General features: G+C 52.7%; 16 protein-coding genes and 16 tRNA genes. 23 read left to right on the top strand and 9 right to left on the bottom strand.

The window, feature by feature from the left end; translation table 11 throughout:
- The 3 genes from VB797_RS32810 to VB797_RS32820 all read left to right on the top strand — a co-directional run.
- Positions 1 to 1641, top strand: a 1641-nt coding sequence (locus VB797_RS32810; RefSeq protein WP_323241997.1) for a protelomerase family protein, incomplete at its 5' end; no start/stop codon positions are given.
- A gap of 43 nt (positions 1642 to 1684) precedes the next feature.
- A complete protein-coding gene (locus tag VB797_RS32815; RefSeq protein WP_323241998.1) occupies positions 1685 to 2104 on the top strand; it encodes a hypothetical protein in 420 nt (139 codons plus the stop codon).
- Positions 2105 to 2147: 43 nt separating this feature from the next.
- Positions 2148 to 2804, top strand: coding sequence for a cytochrome b/b6 domain-containing protein (locus VB797_RS32820; RefSeq protein WP_323241999.1), 657 nt, complete (start codon positions 2148 to 2150; stop codon positions 2802 to 2804).
- Between the two features lie 51 nt (positions 2805 to 2855).
- Here the strand turns inward: VB797_RS32820 and dinB are convergent, their stop codons facing one another.
- Together dinB and VB797_RS32830 are read right to left on the bottom strand one after the other, a co-directional pair.
- Positions 2856 to 3935 (bottom strand): DNA polymerase IV, encoded by a 1080-nt coding sequence (gene dinB / locus VB797_RS32825; protein ID WP_323242000.1) that lies wholly within the window; start codon positions 3933 to 3935, stop codon positions 2856 to 2858.
- A 139-nt stretch (positions 3936 to 4074) separates the two neighbouring features.
- On the bottom strand, positions 4075 to 4350 hold the full coding sequence (locus tag VB797_RS32830) for an HU family DNA-binding protein (RefSeq protein ID WP_323242001.1): 276 nt from the start codon (positions 4348 to 4350) through the stop codon (positions 4075 to 4077).
- A 164-nt stretch (positions 4351 to 4514) separates the two neighbouring features.
- On the opposite strand from VB797_RS32830, the gene VB797_RS32835 reads away from it, so the two are divergent.
- Positions 4515 to 5372, top strand: a complete 858-nt coding sequence (locus VB797_RS32835; RefSeq protein WP_323242002.1) for an endonuclease domain-containing protein — start codon at positions 4515 to 4517, stop codon at positions 5370 to 5372.
- 27 nt (positions 5373 to 5399) lie between these two features.
- Here VB797_RS32835 and VB797_RS32840 read toward each other — a convergent pair whose 3' ends face one another.
- From VB797_RS32840 to VB797_RS32850, 3 genes are all read right to left on the bottom strand, one after another.
- Entirely contained in the window at positions 5400 to 5909 is a 510-nt protein-coding gene (locus tag VB797_RS32840; RefSeq protein ID WP_323242003.1) for a hypothetical protein, read from the bottom strand.
- 329 nt (positions 5910 to 6238) lie between these two features.
- The gene (locus tag VB797_RS32845) at positions 6239 to 6454 is read right to left on the bottom strand and encodes a hypothetical protein (RefSeq protein WP_323242004.1); all 216 of its coding nucleotides are present in this window, start codon (positions 6452 to 6454) and stop codon (positions 6239 to 6241) included.
- Positions 6455 to 6790: 336 nt separating this feature from the next.
- On the bottom strand, positions 6791 to 7666 hold the full coding sequence (locus tag VB797_RS32850) for a hypothetical protein (protein WP_323242005.1): 876 nt from the start codon (positions 7664 to 7666) through the stop codon (positions 6791 to 6793).
- Between the two features lie 483 nt (positions 7667 to 8149).
- Between VB797_RS32850 and VB797_RS32855 the strand changes: the two genes are divergently transcribed.
- Both VB797_RS32855 and VB797_RS32860 read left to right on the top strand, forming a co-directional pair.
- The gene (locus VB797_RS32855; protein ID WP_323242006.1) at positions 8150 to 8689 is read left to right on the top strand and encodes an HNH endonuclease; all 540 of its coding nucleotides are present in this window, start codon (positions 8150 to 8152) and stop codon (positions 8687 to 8689) included.
- A gap of 25 nt (positions 8690 to 8714) precedes the next feature.
- Complete coding sequence (locus VB797_RS32860) at positions 8715 to 9089, top strand: alr0857 family protein (protein ID WP_323242007.1); 375 nt, start codon at positions 8715 to 8717, stop codon at positions 9087 to 9089.
- 9 nt (positions 9090 to 9098) lie between these two features.
- On the opposite strand, the gene VB797_RS32865 is transcribed toward VB797_RS32860, so the two are convergent.
- Positions 9099 to 9392, bottom strand: a complete 294-nt coding sequence (locus tag VB797_RS32865; RefSeq protein ID WP_323242008.1) for a hypothetical protein — start codon at positions 9390 to 9392, stop codon at positions 9099 to 9101.
- An 87-nt stretch (positions 9393 to 9479) separates the two neighbouring features.
- Between VB797_RS32865 and VB797_RS32870 the strand changes: the two genes are divergently transcribed.
- The 16 genes from VB797_RS32870 (at position 9480) to VB797_RS32945 (ending at position 11253) form a co-directional block, all read left to right on the top strand.
- Positions 9480 to 9555, top strand: a tRNA-Asp gene (locus VB797_RS32870).
- 51 nt (positions 9556 to 9606) lie between these two features.
- Positions 9607 to 9705: transfer RNA gene (locus tag VB797_RS32875), tRNA-Cys, on the top strand.
- 6 nt (positions 9706 to 9711) lie between these two features.
- Positions 9712 to 9786: transfer RNA gene (locus tag VB797_RS32880), tRNA-Ile, on the top strand.
- 5 nt (positions 9787 to 9791) lie between these two features.
- Positions 9792 to 9862: transfer RNA gene (locus VB797_RS32885), tRNA-Trp, on the top strand.
- 35 nt (positions 9863 to 9897) lie between these two features.
- Positions 9898 to 9974, top strand: a tRNA-Glu gene (locus tag VB797_RS32890).
- A gap of 3 nt (positions 9975 to 9977) precedes the next feature.
- Positions 9978 to 10060: transfer RNA gene (locus VB797_RS32895), tRNA-Tyr, on the top strand.
- 10 nt (positions 10061 to 10070) lie between these two features.
- Positions 10071 to 10151, top strand: a tRNA-Ser gene (locus VB797_RS32900).
- A 60-nt stretch (positions 10152 to 10211) separates the two neighbouring features.
- Positions 10212 to 10284, top strand: a tRNA-Phe gene (locus tag VB797_RS32905).
- Positions 10285 to 10289: 5 nt separating this feature from the next.
- Positions 10290 to 10364 (top strand) — tRNA-Asn (locus VB797_RS32910).
- Between the two features lie 5 nt (positions 10365 to 10369).
- Positions 10370 to 10440, top strand: a tRNA-Gln gene (locus VB797_RS32915).
- A 50-nt stretch (positions 10441 to 10490) separates the two neighbouring features.
- Positions 10491 to 10567, top strand: a tRNA-Leu gene (locus tag VB797_RS32920).
- A gap of 5 nt (positions 10568 to 10572) precedes the next feature.
- Positions 10573 to 10651 (top strand) — tRNA-Pro (locus VB797_RS32925).
- Positions 10652 to 10827: 176 nt separating this feature from the next.
- Positions 10828 to 10898 (top strand) — tRNA-Lys (locus VB797_RS32930).
- 23 nt (positions 10899 to 10921) lie between these two features.
- Positions 10922 to 10997: transfer RNA gene (locus VB797_RS32935), tRNA-Lys, on the top strand.
- 103 nt (positions 10998 to 11100) lie between these two features.
- Positions 11101 to 11176: transfer RNA gene (locus tag VB797_RS32940), tRNA-Thr, on the top strand.
- Positions 11177 to 11181: 5 nt separating this feature from the next.
- A tRNA-Gly gene (locus tag VB797_RS32945) sits at positions 11182 to 11253 on the top strand.
- Positions 11254 to 11408: 155 nt separating this feature from the next.
- Here the strand turns inward: VB797_RS32945 and VB797_RS32950 are convergent.
- Positions 11409 to 12668 carry a glycosyltransferase gene (locus VB797_RS32950; protein WP_323242009.1) on the bottom strand — a complete coding sequence of 420 codons (1260 nt, stop codon included), beginning with the start codon at positions 12666 to 12668 and terminating at the stop codon, positions 11409 to 11411.
- 152 nt (positions 12669 to 12820) lie between these two features.
- Here VB797_RS32950 and VB797_RS32955 point away from each other — a divergent pair, with 152 nt between their 5' ends.
- The gene (locus VB797_RS32955) at positions 12821 to 14041 is read left to right on the top strand and encodes a transposase (protein WP_323242010.1); all 1221 of its coding nucleotides are present in this window, start codon (positions 12821 to 12823) and stop codon (positions 14039 to 14041) included.
- A gap of 15 nt (positions 14042 to 14056) precedes the next feature.
- Here VB797_RS32955 and VB797_RS32960 read toward each other — a convergent pair whose 3' ends face one another.
- The gene (locus VB797_RS32960) at positions 14057 to 16558 is read right to left on the bottom strand and encodes a filamentous hemagglutinin N-terminal domain-containing protein (RefSeq protein ID WP_323242011.1); all 2502 of its coding nucleotides are present in this window, start codon (positions 16556 to 16558) and stop codon (positions 14057 to 14059) included.
- Positions 16559 to 16562: 4 nt separating this feature from the next.
- Positions 16563 to 16964, bottom strand: a complete 402-nt coding sequence (locus tag VB797_RS32965) for a sulfotransferase family protein (protein ID WP_323242012.1) — start codon at positions 16962 to 16964, stop codon at positions 16563 to 16565.
- Positions 16965 to 16986 lie beyond the last annotated feature (22 nt).

Genomic DNA, 16986 nt, shown 5'->3' on the forward strand with positions numbered 1-16986 from the left:
CGAGTCAGCGAAATCCTCCTCAGCCGGTTTGAGCCACATTCAGCCTGGTCGATTCTCTTTCGCGACCCCTCCAAGAAATCCCCTGAGCTGTCGGCTGACTTTGCTATCGAGATTCCGACGCTGGCACCGGCTGAGACTGTGCTGGCGGCTATCACCAAGCTCCAACGCTCGCTCAAGGTCGATGACCTCAAAGCAGCAGCTCACACCATGAAGGGCGCTAAGCAGAAGATCAATCAGCGCTACAGTGCTGCGATCTCTGCGGCCTGTAATCGTCACTTCGCTGGGCTAGTCGAAAGCCGGGAAGGTCGGGATGACCTCTACAGCCATCTATTTCGCGCAGTCTACGCCACCATCGCCGCGCACTGGTTCTGTCCGCCTAACGTGCCAGAACATAACTTCAAGGCTGAAATTCAAGGTCACTTTACCATCGCAGCCGATGGCGCTAAGCTACCTAACTACTCGGCTAGAGCCAACTACGATGATTACGCGATTGGCGATGGTCTAGGCAACCGCGACGGGCGGCTCGGCATCAAACTAGATCTGCTGGATGTTCAGCCGATTGCGGCCTTCAAACAGGGTACTGTCCAGGATGGCGCTCACCTGATGGCTTCTGCTGATGTGGCTTACCAAATCGAACAGCTGCGTGACCGTCTTGATCACATAGGCCAAACCGACCCCGCTGAATATGAACTGATCCCTTTTGACGATCTGATCCGGCCTCCGAACTCCCTTTCCAAACAACAACACAAGCCCATGTCTCAGCCTAAACCTAGCTCGCTCAGAATCGACGGCAATCATCGTGACCGCTGGCTGGACTTGCTTGATGATATCTGCCCCCACTGCACCAACCAACTCGAACGCATGGAGGCTCTACTCGTCTGGGCAGAAGGTCAGCTTGATTTGGCTGACCAGCAGACGGCACAGGCTGAGCAGCAGACCCAAACCCAACAGCAGGTTGTGCCAGAACTCGCCAAAACGCTGTCCTGGTTTACCAGCCGTATCGAAACGCTCGAAGTCGAAGTGACATCCCTGCAAAGCGAGCGTGACCAGCTAAAGGCCCAGGCGCAGCCCTCACCCCAAGCCCAGCAGCGAATAGAGGAGCTGACAGCCGAAAATCAGCAGATCAAAACCCAGCTTCAGCAGACCCAAGCCACCTTAGACAATATCCGCAGATCTTTAGGCGCAACCAATGGCGCGGCAGTACCCGCAGCAGCCATCATCACTCCTGCCGCCCCCATAGGCTCAGAGACATCCCCAGCGCCTGCCCAGCGCCCTGCATCTACCGCTCAAGCTGCCAGTCCTCAACGCCAGCGCGACTCATCCGCTTCCACAGCTAAAGTTCACCAGATCATTGACGCCATCATGGCTTGGAACTCTGCTCAAGACGACAGCGAATCAATGCTCAGAATCTCCATCCCTATCGTTAAAGCTATCGGCACAGCGATGGGCGCAAGCTATCAGCAGTCTATCCAGCAGGTCTTGAAAGAACGCGAGGCCGAGCTAGAAACAATGCACAGTCAGCAGATGCTAGGGGTCAGACACAACGCTTCGGTACAGGGCAGAGACAGCATTCTACAATCGATTGCACGGGATTATCTGGACCTCGAAAACTGGCAGGAAATCTCTGCCACAAGTTCTTAATTCAAGGTTGGTACAAAGTCTACGAGGGAACAGAAAAAAAGTTATGAAAATTCTGAATTTGGCGGCTTTAGAGCAACCTCATCTGAACGAACCAGAAGCCCCATCTGGCAGCTACGCTCGCCTTTTGCCTGAAGACGAGCTAGACAAAAAGGCTCTAACAGCTTTCTGCTGCATGACTAATGATGGAAATCAGTGGCTGAGCGAGCGCCATGAGGCAGGATCAATTTTGATCCTGCTAGACAGCCTCAAGTTCGACGACAATGGATTTGCCACCATACGGACGGGGATTCAACCATGCCCATCGAAATTTGACCCGATGACCTTTTTGGATCAGCCGACAGTAGAGGTCACGTTTTGGGTTGAGCTTGATTCAAGCGGCGCTCCGACCGGCTGCTGGCGGGCAACGAGCGAGGTTCTCGTCGGTGAGCAGAGCAACTGGCTGGGCTATCCAATCGTTTTCTGAGGGCTGATGTTAGAGTATTTACAGGTTACACAGGCCATCTGATATGCGAAACTCTCTGCCCTATCAGCCTATTTTGCTTCGTTTGATCCATGCTGCGTCCGCCCTGCTGGCTATCTCTGCAATCGCCTCTGGCTTCTGGGTTTACAACACATACGACCGGCGCTTGGGTAGCTTGCCCCTACCCAAGCTAGGCGATATTCAAGGCATTCACGGTACGATTGCCCTGTCGTTCCTACTTGTCTTACCATTAATCGTTCTCTATAGCTTCTATATCGGCTATCGACGCCTGCCTCAAGATTTAAGCCAATTTCATCAGATTGGTAAGCCGCTTTGGTGGATTGCCCTGCACCGGCTTGCCAATTTAACGATGCTGCTCGCGGCCACTTTTGCGGTGGTCACAGGCCGGATGATGAAAGAAGAGTGGCTGCCTGCTGGGGAGTTGGGAAAGCCCTGGTATCTGGCGCATCTGGCTGTATGGGTGGTGATGTTGATTAGCCTTGCCCTACACCTGCTGCTAGGTGCCAAAGTCGGCGGTGCGCCGCTGCTGCTCTCGATGCTGAACTGGAAGACGCAGCGTACAGATCGGCCCAACGCTTGGCTCCAGGGTCTCAAAATCAATCACTCTGCTGCCCTCAGAGCCGCTGAAATCTTTATCATTTCTGGGATTGCGATTGCATTTCTCGCGCCCCTGTTTGGATAGAAACAAAGCAAGGGCCACATCAGGGAGGCAGTCAACCTTGCCCTGCCGCTGTCACCGAAAGCTCAGACTTAGCTGAATAAACTCTGCCTCTGTCTCTCCAACTAGATTTGAGAGAGCCAACCCCAACAGCCTCACCTGCTTCTGCTCCACATCAAGGGTCGCCAGCAGCTCACGAGCAAGGCTGACAATATCATCCAATTCCCCTATCAGGCAGGAGAGTGTCCGGCTGCGGCTCACCTGCTGGTAGTCAGCATACTTCAGCTTAAGCGTCAGCGTTCGCCCTGTCGCTTGCTGACTGTCCATCCGCCGCTTCAAAGTCGCAGCAATCACCTCTAGCTCGCTCAGTATCTGGGCTGTCCCGCTCAAGTCTGGCTCGTAGCTGTTCTCGGCTCCAATCGACTTTCGTATCCGGTTGGGCTGCACAGGACGCTCATCCTCTGCTCTAGCAATCCGATAGTAGAAGCGGCCCACTTTGCCAAACTTGGCGATCAAATCAGACTCTGCCCACTGCTTTAAGTCAGCTCCTGTATGGATACCCAGGCTGTGCATCTTGGCCGCAGTCACCTGCCCGACACCATAGAACTTGGCGATTGGCAACTGTTCGATAAAAGCTTCTGCCTGATGAGGCGGAATTAGAAATAGTCCGTTTGGCTTGTCCAGGCCAGAGGCAACCTTGGCTAGAAACTTGTTGAACGAGACGCCCGCTGAAGCTGTGAGCTGCGTCTCGTCACGAATGCACTGCTTGATCTTTTGAGCCAGCATTATGGCCGAAGCAATGCCCAGCTTATTTTCTGTCACATCCAAGTAGGCTTCATCCAGTGACAGTGGCTCTACTAGGTCTGTGTAGCAGTAAAAAATCTCACGAATCTGCTCAGAGATAGCCCGATAGACCTCAAAGCGCGGCTTGACGAAAATCAGGCTGGGGCACTTGTAGTGGGCAGTCCGTGAGGGCATCGCGGAATGGATGCCATACTGACGGGCCTCATAGCTGGCGGCAGCCACAGCCCCACGTTGGGAAGGTGAGCCGCCCACGACCAGCGGCTTGCCTCGATAGCGGGGTTCATCTCGCTGCTCGACTGAGGCGAAGAAGGCATCCATGTCAACATGAATAATTTTCCTAACGGTACTCATAGCATGGGGTGGCCGGTGCAGCAGGCAAAAAGCAAATGCATCGAGGCATTGCAAAACCAACGGTTCAGTACAAATTTACTACACCAATCAATGGTTTGCTGCAAGTCAATCGTCGGATGCGGCAGACTTGCAACAGTCGCTAGCCACTCACCCGCTCCTTGAACAGCTTCCCGGCTGAGAATGCAGGTACTCGTGTTGCCGCTATCTGAAGCGCCTCACCAGTCTGCGGATTACGTCCCTCGCGGGCGGCCCGCTCTCGTCGCTCGAAGCTGCCAAAGCCAACCAGCGTCACTTTATCGCCAGATGCGACTGCTTCCATGATCACATCAATCGCAGCGCTCAGTATGGCGTCAGCGTCTTTCTTGGGCAACTCTGAGCTACTGGCAATTGCATCCACTAATTCACCTTTATTCATTGGGATTTTCCCCCTAAACGTAGTTCATCGCCAAAAATCTTAGCGCACTCTTTAAAGTAAGGGGTTTGAGATTAAATTGTTGCTCTCTATTCACAACCGATTTCACCATATTTTTGAACCGCTGGGAATACTAGAAGCAGTGATGCTCATCCCAAGCACAGCCAATGACCGCTTATATCTCGGTTACAAATTTAAACCAGGCGCTTGAGACCGATAGTTACCAAGGATCTATCGTTCCCATTGGCGGTGAACTTCCCTGCCAGTTTCAAGTGCCGACCGGGAAATTACTCGATATCATCCTAACGCTCAGCCCGCAGACTAAAACATTCACTGCTAACCGGAAGAAGCAGGTCAGACAGTCGCTCTGGCAGCGCTTTTACAACCGCACACGCCCTGGTTTCTACATGCGAGCTAGCGAGAGCCTACATATTGGTTATTTGGGCCAGCCCGAAGGGCACGGCACGCAACACCACTGGCGCATCTTCTGCGATGAACCCCTCCAGCCTCGCATTGAGGCTCTACTGAGGGGCACAGCACCAGCTGTCGTAGATCCGCAGCCTGATGTAGACCCACAGCCAACGAAGCAGGCTAGCGGCAACTACAACTTTGAGTGGGGTGGACTATACCTGCGCTCAGGGCCAGAGGTGGAAATCGCTAAGGCTCTTAATGAAACTGGCACTCTATTCTTTGCTAACAGCCGGGGGCGTTGCGGGCTAAGTCATGCTCCAATCAGCAACAGCCAGCTATCGGGCCGGATTGAGGTTGACTTCCTGCTTATCGCAGACGGGCACTGCCTAGTGCTTGAGGTTGACGGCCAGCACCATAACGACGAACAACACACGGTACGAGACTATGCCCGCGACCGAGCACTGCTGAAAGCGGGAGGGATATCAACTATTCGCTTTACAGCTCAAGACTGTCTGAAGCGGCCAAAAGAAGTTGTCTCAGAGGCCCTGGCCATTTTGGGAGCCATGAAGTCAGTGACCAATCGACCTTCCCAAGAAGCTGCCAAGGCTTTCTAGCAAAACTGATACCTGCACAGGCAAGGCTTAGCTTCGACCCCTGCGAGCGCCCGTGCTCACTGACTTGGTGCGAGCCGCAGCAGAGCGAGTTTTAGCTGCCGCTGGGGCAGACTCACTAGCTGGACGACGACCCCGCCGTTTGGGTGCTGGCGCTACCTCTGCTTCTGCCTCAATAGCCGAGACGGGTTCAGGAACCTGTTCTGACTCTGGCTCTGACTGTTCTGTCGTCGTGCGTCTGCGTCTCGTCTGTGTCCCACCAGCACTTTTAAGCTGACGATTGCTGCGAGCCAGATAGTGCTTGAGCGAGGACGGTGCGATTGTGATGTCCTGCTTCTCTAGCATTGCCGCAATATCTTCGTAGGAGTAGCCTTTGTCTAAAGCGGCTGTGATCTGATCACGCAGCACGTCTACTGCTTCTCGCAGAGACAGCTTCTCTTTCGCCTTTTCAGGTAGTTCATTCAAAGCCTCAGCAGCTTCATCAATGGCAGAGCTTGTGACAATTGTGGCGTTGGGAGACTGTCTGGATGTTGAAGGCATTGCATACTGGGCTAGATTACTTAAATGCAATCCTAGCTCAGTCCTGACATTTTTAAACACTCTTACGCAATATAGTTCCAAGATTGCTGAGTAGAGCGTAATCCACAACGTTTTTGCGATAGCACCAGATGATCAGCCAACGCTGATTCTATTTTGATGCCTGCTGGCTAATCATCGTCATCTCCAGGTGCCCAGACAGAATCTAGTCCACTCTCCAAGCCAATCATATTTAGCTAACGCGCCTTACCCACTGACTATTGTTGCTGAGAAATTTGTTGTTAGATTTTAAGAATGTATGAACCTGTATGAAGTTCAATATGACAAGGAAGCTAATCGGCTTGTAGCACTATCACTGCTTTTTCATTGTTCATACAGTCTGCCTTGCCCCAGGCTTTCACAAATTCTCCACTAGGAGTTGAGACGATACAAGCCACATCTGGAAAGATCTGAGGAATGATGACAAACGACCAGACGAATGAAAACATCCCCAGCAAGCCAGCAGTGATCAAAAGTTTCTTCAGTCTTGGTGTAATAGCAAAATTCATGTGAAGCACCTGAGTTTCTTGTTTCAGTCTTCCCAATGCTGGGTAGGCTGAGCACAGAAGTTTTGGAGAAACCCCGATGAAGCTCTTTCTAGGCGGACTATTGGCATTTACAGTGGCGATGACAATCCCTACAGCACCGACCGCTGCACAGCAAAATTGTGATTCTAGCTACCCAACTCTCTGCGTCCCACCGGGCGCACCCGATCTTGACTGTAAGGACGTGGATCAGACAAATTTTCCCGTCCGACAGCCCGATCCACACCGCTTCGATGGCGATAAAGACGGCATTGGCTGCGAAAGCAGATCTTGATCTTGGCTGCGAGAGCCAATCAATCATTAGATTCCAGCCTGCACCAGCGCTTGGCTCAGCAGTTCGCCCAACTCCAGATGCTCTGCCCATTCAGCCAGATAGCCGTAGTCCAGCGCTGTCTGCTGCACCTTCAGCACACCCAGCACATCCCGCCACTGCTTCTCAGAGCCAGAACGCTGTCCCCAAAGCAACTTGGCAAGAATGATGTCTTCGGGTGAGCTGAAGTAAACCTGCTCTCCGCTTGGCACAGCAATCAGCCGCCGCCGCTGAAACCGAATCTGCTCAAATGCTCCAGTCCCAGATACAACCAGATCAGCGCGTGAGACACTCTCGATATGGGTAACGCTGAGTGAGCGCATCCGGCCTGCTTTGACATCCTCAGCTCCTGGCACATAAAAGCCATTGCTCATCAACGCAGTGACCAATTCATCAATTTGAGCCAGCTCAATCTCTAAGACCAAATCGACATCTCGCGTCGTGCGCGGCTCGCCATAAGCAATTGCAGCCACGCCCCCAGTCACATAGTAGGCAATGCCAAGGTTGCTCAGGATATGGTGCAGCCGCACGGTGATGTCAGTCGAGTCTTGAATCCAGCTCATCTCAAAATCATTAGGAACAGTGAGAGGAAAGTCGTCAGGATAGTCTTCTTGCAGCCATGCGGTTGCTATTTTGTGAGCTAGTTGCTCAGGTGCCAGATGGCTAAACTGCTGGCTGAGGCAGTGGAACGAGAGCCGTCGCGCTGATTGCACCATACCCAAGCCCATCTTCAGCCGCTCGGCTGTGGTTTTCAGCTGCAATAGCCCGAAGAAGAATAGATCAGTCTCAACGCAGGTATCGTCAGCCTGCGCTCGATAGCCAGGTTTCTCAATCGGGAGATGGGTCGAGCAGATGTCAGTTGCCATGCGCCCATAGTACAAAAGCTCGCCTAGCCCGTCAACAGAGTGAATTTGGAACAATCTGCTGGTAATTCCGTAGCGTTCCTTTGTCTACCTGTATCTACAGCCAGTCCATCAACGCCAATCAAATAGTAGACAATTCAATACTACGAATGTAGTATGTGAACAGCAATATTCTCGATTCAACCACAATAGCCCACCATGATCCGCATCCTTCACTCAACCCGCCGCCGCAGCTACAAGTATCCCCAGCCAGATTTGACCGGGGCGATGCCGTTTGCCTGTGCGGATATGTCTGAGAGAAACAGCGGCAAATCCATCGGTGAAAGCATTTCGACAACCATTTTCGGGTGGCTCAATCTAGAGCAGTTCAGTCATAGCGGGTGGTGCAGGTCAACCCTGACACCGAGATAGGGAACAGCAGACCAACTTCCCCTAACCCCCGCTTCTGAACTTCAGAGGCGGGGTATTTTTTTGAGGCATCAAATCATGCAAGCCCAGTCACAGCAACTCCAGATACTACAGCAGCAGGTAGTGGTGTTCTCCAAAAACTACCTGCCCCTAGCGCGAGTAAACATCAAGCGGGCTATCGTGCTGCTTGTCACCGGACAGGCCGAGTCGCTGGGGTTCGACCACCATAGCCAGCCCTGGGAAGTGCGTTCTCCCAGCCTGATTCTGCAAGTCCCACAGCAGATTCGGCTGACAGGCAGCAATCCAGAACGCCACTGGAAGCTGCCGCCCGTCAGCCGCCGAGAAGTCTTTCGGCGCGACCGCCATAGCTGCCAATACTGCGGCAGCAGCAAGCACCTGACGCTAGATCACGTCATCCCGCGCTCCAAAGGCGGGACGCATAGCTGGGACAACGTAGTGACCGCCTGCGAGCGCTGCAACTCCCGCAAAAGTGACCATCTGCTGCACGAAACCAGAATGGTGCTCAGAGTCAAGCCCAAAGCGCCGATTCACCCCGCCGTTGCCTTTGCCGAGCAGTTCTGGAAAGAACAGCAGGCTCAGCCGCCGATTGAACCCTGACTTTAGCCCCAAGGAGGCCAGAGCGATGTTGAAGTTGAACTACACCGAAGTCGGGCTGCACATGGAACGCAGCTTGAGCGCCCCAGAACTACTGATTGCCCAGCATGTGGTTTTGGCAATGCGGCTAGGACAAACACTCTGGGTCGAACCCGGTCACGCCGCCTTCCTGCTGCCTGCGAATAGTCTTGAACTGGTGCAGCTAGAGCAGGATGGCTGCCCGATGGCGATGGTGCTGCCTGTGGACAACGAGTTTGTGGAAGTCCGTCTGAGCGGCAGTTGGATAGCCCAGAGCCAAGCTGCCCATGACGGGATGTTCTTGAGCGTGATGGCAGAGCAGACGGAGCGGTTGCTCTACCGGCTGTGGCAGATGAGCAAGGCCAAGCTGCCGACGCTGGCATAGCCCATAAACCTACTGGGAGCGAGCAATTGACCGACTATCGGCAACATTGCCCGCTCCCCGCTCAAAAAAAGATGTAGTACGCCCTTGACAGACTGTAGTATGTATACTACAAATGTAATATGAAACGAAACACAGAGGAGCTAAGCCGATGACTTCTCGCTCCATGCTCAGAACAGTTTTTGCTCGAACCTGGCAGGGCGCTAACGAGGTGCGTTGCCCCAGCGCTTCTCCAGTTCTTCGAGAAAACCCAGACAGTCCGAACAGCCCACGTTCAGCCAAACATCTGCAAATGCCGCGTGACATCAAGCAGACCTATTTTTTAGAGCGGCGCTTCTTCCTCTAACTGCTGCCCAGCAGCATCTCTGGACCTTGAAAACTAAATGCCACCTTGGGGGTGTAGCTTAGCCCGGTCTAAAGCGCCAGTTTGTCGAACTGGAGAGCGTCGGTTCAAATCCGTCCACCCTCGTTCTTAGGGCTATTATTTCCTAAGATTCGCTGCGGATTCATGCCGCTAGATCTCCAGGTAGTCAAGTGGGAAGGCGTCGGTCTGCAAAACCGATAATCGAGAGTTTCTCCTTCGGAGACGCTTCGCGAACGATTCTCTCCCTGGAGTCCAATTCATTGCAGCGTAGCTTAATGGTAAAGCTCCAAGCTCATAACTTGGTCATTGTGAGTTCAAATCTCACCGCTGCGACCAACCATGTACAGATGGTGTAACGGTAACATCACGATCTCCAAAATCGTTGATCGAGGTTCAAATCCTCGTCTGTGCGTTCTACAGGATCAGGCTGTAGAAATTTCAAGTCATGGTGCTGTAGGCAAATTGGTAAAGCCACAGGTCTTTCAATCCTGAGTTTGCGGGTTCAAATCCCGTCAGCACTGCCAATTGGATAGGTATGCAAATGGCTGAAGCAGACTGACTGTAAATCAGTTGTCTATGACCGCTGGGGGTTCAAATCCCTCTCTACCCACCTGACTTTTGGAGAGTAAACCGATCTGGTGGTCGGCTCTGTCTGCTAAACAGATGGGTGAATAGCTGTGGTTCAATTCCACTGCTCTCCGCCTTTAGCTTTGTGAACGTGGGTTCGACTCCGACCTCTTCCGCCTTTAGAAAATCAACTTGGGAAGTTGGTGAAGCTGGTGCTCACGCGCCGCTGAAAACGGCGAGACGACGGTTCGGTTCCGTCACTTCCCACTCGTTGCCCCATAGCTCAATGGCAGAGCGCTCGGTTGTTAACCGATGGGTTGTAGGTTCAAGTCCTACTGGGGCAGCCATTCATTGCCAGATCGACTAACGGCAGGTCGCAACGCTCTGAACGTTGAAATACAGGTTCAAATCCTGTTCTGGCATTCGGGGGGATAAAGAACCTGCCTGGAATTCTTTAGCCTCCTATTTCTCTTGCTGCTGTAGCCCAACTGGAAGAGGCGCTGGTTTCAGAAACCAGATGTTGTAGGTTCAAATCCTATCAGCAGTACCAACCATCGGGATGTAGCTCAGCTTGGTTTAGAGTTGCCGCTTTGGAAGCGGAAGGTCGTAGGTTCAAATCCTACCATCCCGACCATTTGCCCTGGCGACGGAATTGGCCAAGCACCGAAGGCGGAAGTGATCGAAGCGCTCACCCGATAAGTGAGTTACTAGCAGGTTTGAGTCCTACTCGGTGTACCAATTTTAGATTTTTAGGGGAATGCTCGGATTTCCGATCCATCGTCCTTTCATTCCGTGCGTATACATTGCTTTGGGGCGTTGGCATAGTGGCTGTGCAGCGGGCTTTTAACTCGCAGAGATAGGTTCAATCCCTATACGCCCCATTAGTTAAAAAACCAAACGAAACGGGTTGTTAGCTCAGTTGGCAGAGCAGCCGCCTCTTAAGCGGCAGTGCGTAGGTTCAATTCCTACACAGCCCACCAAACCTCTATGGCGGAATGGTAGACGCAGCTTGCGTGAACCAAGCAAATTACAGGTGTTGCCTTCGGCAACGCTGCGCGTACAACTCCCGACTCCGCGACCAATGCTGGTGTAGCTCAATTGGCAGAGCGGCTGTTTCGTAAACAGCAGGTTGCAGGTTCGATGCCTGTCACCAGCTCCAATCCTGCGAATGTGGTGTAAAGGCTAACACCGGAGTATGCCAATCTCCAGATGCGAGTTCGAGTCTCGCCATTCGCTTTTGTAGTCCTGTAGCTCAATTGAACAGAGCACCAGGTGCCGATCCTGTAGGTTGTAGGTTTGAGTCCTGCCATTCTCGCCAAATGGGTCTGTAGCTCTCAACTGGGAGAGCGCCTGTCTTGCAAACAGAAGGCTGCGGGTTCAGATATCAATCCTTATACTGCAACGTTGTCAAGCTGCTGTTCAATCTGTTCGCAAGCAGTATATACTCCGCTTTCTGCTTGGAGTGCATGGCTGACATCTGAGGCTTTTGCCGCGTACTTTGGACTCCTTAGCAGTTCGCGCAAGCCTTTAACAGCCCTGGACGCACTGTATCGATTGCGTGAAACGGTACGCGAGGTTCCGAGTCGTTCAAGTCTAGCTGCATTGTCAGGCTGATCGTGACTGTAGGGAACTACCAAAGTTGGGTGCCCTGAGCGCAATGCTTGAGCTGTAGTGCCAATTCCACCTTGATGCACAATCACACAGGCGCGTGGAAAGATCGCCGAGTAAGGCGCATAATCAAAGGTAACTATCCCTGCGGGCAGCTCAGCAGGCGGTACATTCTTGCCAATCAACAGCACAGCGCGACGGTTCAACTCTACGGCAGCCTCAATGCTCTCAAGGTAAAAGCGGCCTGGAGTGCAGACGGCTGCTGAACCTAGCGTAAACAGAATTGGAGCTGGCCCTGCATCTAGAAACTCCTGAAGCGCTGGCTGGATATGGGTCGAGCCGTCATAAAAACAGAATCCGGTAATCACGGTTTTAGCAGGCCAGTCCGTCTGGGGTGCGGCAAACTTTGAGGAGAACAAAGCCAGGTTCAGATAAGGTGAGAACTTACCGTCAGCCACCGGGTTATCGATGGGTGCAAGTCCCAGTTTTTGTCGTAGCTGCTGCATTGGCTCACCCCACGGGCGCAAGGTCAGTTTGATAGCGTGAATCAGCGGTTGGTTGAGGCTTGGGCCAAAGGCTCTGAGCTTAATCAGCAGCGGCAAGGGCGGCAATACAGGCGGATCATAGGCCGACAGGAACGAAGTAGGTGCCAACGTACAGAGCGCCCACGGAATATTTAACATCTCTGCAACTGGCTGGGCGGCATAGACAATATCCCCGGCCAGGATAAAATCTGCGCCCTGAGCCGCTGCCAGCAGGTCGGCATAAGTCTCCTCCAGGTTTCCGAAAATGTAGTCCCGCACAACTCGCTCAGTTCCCCGTTTGAGATCCATCATCAAGGCCATCATTGCTGGATCGTCAGGCGAAGCATAGTCGGGCCGCAGTGCATGAAACTCGAAACCCAGCAGCTCAACGGCGTTTTTATGTTGTTTAGTAGTTACAAAAACAATATCATGCCCGCGCTCGCGCAATTCTAGGGCAATTGCCACGAGCGGGTGGAAATCGCCTAGCGATCCGATTGTAGTTAAAACAATTCGACTCATGATCACGAAAAGAAGGCGGTAAGTTTGGAAGCCTCGCTCTTTAGAGCATGGAGGAAAAACGACTCGTGGGACTTTAGTCCCCGTGAAGTTTCCGGATTAGGCTGGATTTCTGTTGTAGAATAATATATAGTCATATGTGAATAATTCATAACGTGGAACAGACTCTGACACTGGCTTGCAAACTTCAACCGACGCCTGAACAGTCCTCTCAAATCGAGGCATTGCTTAAGGCGTTTGCGGATGGATGCAACTTTGCCAATGAGCAGGTCAATCTCAAAACAACCAGCAAAACCACAATTCAAAGTCAGGTCTACCAGCAGTTGCGGGAAAAGTTTGGCCTCAGTGCGAATCAGGCTGTTAGAGTCTGCGCTCGCGTGGGTGCTAGCCGCAAGGCGGCAAAGTCTAAGGGGGAAGTCGTGAAGGAATTTCGCCCTACCTCTGCGGATTATGACGCCCGTATCTTTGCCTTTAGGGAGAAGGATTGGACGGTTAGCCTGACCTTGCTGAATGGGCGTGAGCATATCAAGCTCGATGCTGGCAACTACCAGCGCGGCAAGTTGAAAGGCCGTAAACCTACGTCTGCCCAGCTTTGCAAGCATCGTGATGGCGGTTACTACATCCACATTGCGTTGACTGACGAAGTTCCAGATCCAATCAAGTCCGATAAGGTTATTGGTGTTGACTTGGGGCGCAGAGACATCGCTGTTACATCCGAGGGGGATTCGTGGAGCGGAAAGGATATTCAACAGGTTAGAGATAGATACGCCAGAGTGAGAGCGTCGCTGCAACAAAAAGCCTCGAAGGGCACAAGGTCTACTCGCCGCAGGGCTAGACAGATCTTGAAACGGCTGTCGGGCAGAGAGCAACGCTATCAAACTTGGTTGAACCACAACATCAGTAAAGTGATCGTTTTGTCGGCACTTCGGGGCAATGCCATCATTGCGGTTGAAGACTTGACAGGCATCAGAGAACGCACCAATGAGATGCCACGCAGCAAGACGGAGCGGCGTAGGAGCAATAGCTGGGCCTTCTATCAGCTCAGACTTTTCCTTTCCTACAAGGGCATCAAATGGGGCGTTGAGTTGATTGCGGTCAATCCGGCTTATACCAGCCAGACTTGCAGTGAGTGCCTGCATATTCATCCCGTGCGGGGCAAGTCCTATCGCTCTGGAAAGTCGTTCAAGTGCGGTCATTGCGGCAATCATTGTGATGCTGATGCTAATGGTTCAAAAATGATTTCAATCGTTGGAGGGGCGGTAAGTCTCCTCGGAGGCTCGGTGTTGTCTTGCAATCTGGAAGACCACATCAGGGCTACTAAAAAACAACTGACTTTAGGGGTGGGCGAAAGCCCCCGCACTTTAGTCGGGGGTTAGCTTACTTCCACTGAGTTACCTTTGGCTGTTGCAGTTGAGCTGTTCGGCTCCAGTTGCGGCGACATTCGCATTAGCGATGATTGAAACGAGCCGGAGCGTTCCATCAGGGTTGCGCTGCCAGCCCTGAGCTTCTACAGGCGGAGGTTTAGGGGTATTTAGATCTGGCAAACTCACAGATTCAGACGCAGCAGGTGAGGCGGTTGGATCTACCCAGCCGCTAGAGCCATCAAAGCTATCGAATGGCGATGAGGGAAAGCCTCCAGTCCCACTGATGATGAATTGGCTTTCAGTGTCAGATGCCTGAGCTTGACAGACTGATGAAACTTGGGGCAGCGCTGAAGCCTCTTCTACATTCAGCTCACTTTGCCTCGCGCCAACTTCAAACGCATTGATTACAATTGACCCATCAAATTCTCTGGAACGCTCAGATGTCGCCGTAATTGCGCTACCCGGCGAGACAAAAAGCCCATCCGCGTCAATGGAAATGTTTCCACCTCGACCCTCTTGAGCATTGGCACGAATTTGTGACGAGTTGAGCAGAGCGACCGTATCGCTCTCGATTTCGATGTTCCCACCGGCTGAGCGCCTGCGAGCATTGGCATCGACGACAGAGCGATCACGAAGCACAAGCGAGTCCACATTTAATCGAATATTTCCGCCTTGTCCACCATTTGTCGCGGCGCTGATTGCGCTACTACGGTCAACAACTACAGCCCCAGCATTTATCACCAGACTGCCGCCACCAGCGCGTCTACCAGAGTTGGTCACAGAAATCAAACCCCGATCCTGAAGTCGGATAGTATCAGCGTTGACTGACAAACTCCCGGCGTTCCCAGAGGGCGAGCCTGACAATTGCAGCAGCCGTTCGAGATCTGGTGAGGTGATAGCCGAGGCGAACAGTCCAGAAAATCTAGAAGTCGCATCGCCGTTAGAAATGAAGATGTCCCTGGCGTTGATCTGAAAGTTTCCAGCGCGGCCAACACCCAACGAGATTGTGCCAACGCTCCCCCCGCGAGTAATTGAAACAGCGCTATCTGCATCAATCCGTATGTTTCCTGCATTTCCCACCCCGGAAGAGGTCGTTGAAATAGAGCTGAGCACATTGAAAGGCGTTGTAATACCATCCACCTCAATATTGTCAGACCGGATTGTAATTTCACCACTCCGCCCTGCTCCAATAGCAGGCGAAACCGTTGCAGCCAAAATGCCACCCCCGTTCGTCAAGCTTAGATTTCTGGTGCTTAAGTTAATATCTCCACCCTGTCCACTAGCTGCCGTAAAGGATTGAATCGCACTTAAGCCGGTCTGTCCGTCTAAAGATGAAAAATTACTCAATGACAAATCGCCTCGGCTGCGAACTGTGATATCGCCGCTACGACCAGAGCCAAATGTGAAGGTGCGAATAATACCGCCGCTATCGAGCGTCAGATCGCCTACGTCAACCCGGATGTCAGAGCCGTCTGCCAGGAATGTATTACTCAGAAAACCAGACCGGCTCTGAGAGAATCTAAAAGTCTGGCCGCTAGGGGCTGCCCGACTGCCGGTGATCCGCAGGCTGTTGGCACGGATCGTCATCGTTTGACCCGCAGTGAGTCCCACGTTTTGGTTGATCCCATAAGAGCTGCCAGAGAGCGATATTCTGTCCCCGCTCAATCCTAGCCTGCCGCCGCCCAGTCCACTCACATCCAGTAGAGCAAGCCGCCGCATCTGGATGTCGCCCAGCGCGGTTGGAGCATAGCTAAAACGCCAGCCGTCCGCGCCTTGGACTACCTGGGCCTGACCATCGCTAAGTGCAGCCAGTTCAATAGAGCCAGAGGGAGCACTCAAAACCGCTCCATCTAGCATCACCTCTGCGCCAAGTAAGGCCAGCGTTTGACCGGGTGACACCCTCAGTCCTGTTGAACTTTGCCCAGCCCCAGACAGCGGATTGAGCAGCCTTAGAGGGGACGGCCCTACAAAATCGATCTGATGACCAGTTCCCCGCACAACCAGCTGACCAGCTCGGTCAAAGTTCAGACCTGTTGGCAAATCTATTGTTAGCAATGGTGGCACAGAGACAGGGCGGTGGCTGGCAAAGCGGTATGCCCCAAAATCTAAACTGGTGGCAGTCGTCGCCAGAAACGAACCGCGTAGATCCAGCGTAGCCCTGCGGCCAAAACGAATGCCGTTGGGGTTGAGTAGAACCAAGTTGGCTCCACCTAACACGCCCAGACTGCCGGAAATGCGACTGGACTCGCGCCCGGTCACGCGGGTCAAAATATTGCTCACCCCATCAGGAGATTGAAAATATAGCCCTTGCCCATCCGCGACAGATAGCCGTCTGAAGCTATGAAACAAGGCTCGACCCCGCCTCGCTCCACCAGAAACAACCTCGCTGGGCAAGCCGTTAACATTACCACGCTCTACCCGCGACCGCTCTCGACCGAGGGACCGATCCGGCACAGCGTCAGCGAATGCAATAGACTGATTGAATACCAAAAATGCTAGAGATAAACTGATCTTCTGTAAAAGTTTCATTACTTTAGCTAGCAACTAAAAGAACGATTAATAGAACCAAAACGAGAATTCCAGCAGCAATCGCTAGACGAGTTATCGAAAGCTTCTGGACTGCTTGCATAATAATTCGCCTTGGCCCATCACGCAGGCTCAGAATGATTTTGGCATCAGGAAATGCGGCGGCAAGCTGCTCGAAGTAGAGCGCACAGGGCATATCTGTGGTCGCAATATAGCCGCCTAGAAATTCCTGCCAGTTAACCTGCTCTGGCTGGATACGCTCAAATGCCAAATCAGCCCAAACCTGAAGATGCTTGGGACGGTTGAGCACCTCGCTCATGTGATAGGCACGAGCATGATTACCATAGAGAATTTCCAATGCTCGCTTGATTGATTCTGTACCCGTGCGTGGCATTCCTGCCACAATCACTTTGGGATGCTCTGATGGCTGC

Source organism: Rivularia sp. UHCC 0363 (genome assembly GCF_034931125.1).
GTDB lineage: Bacteria > Cyanobacteriota > Cyanobacteriia > Cyanobacteriales > Nostocaceae > Rivularia.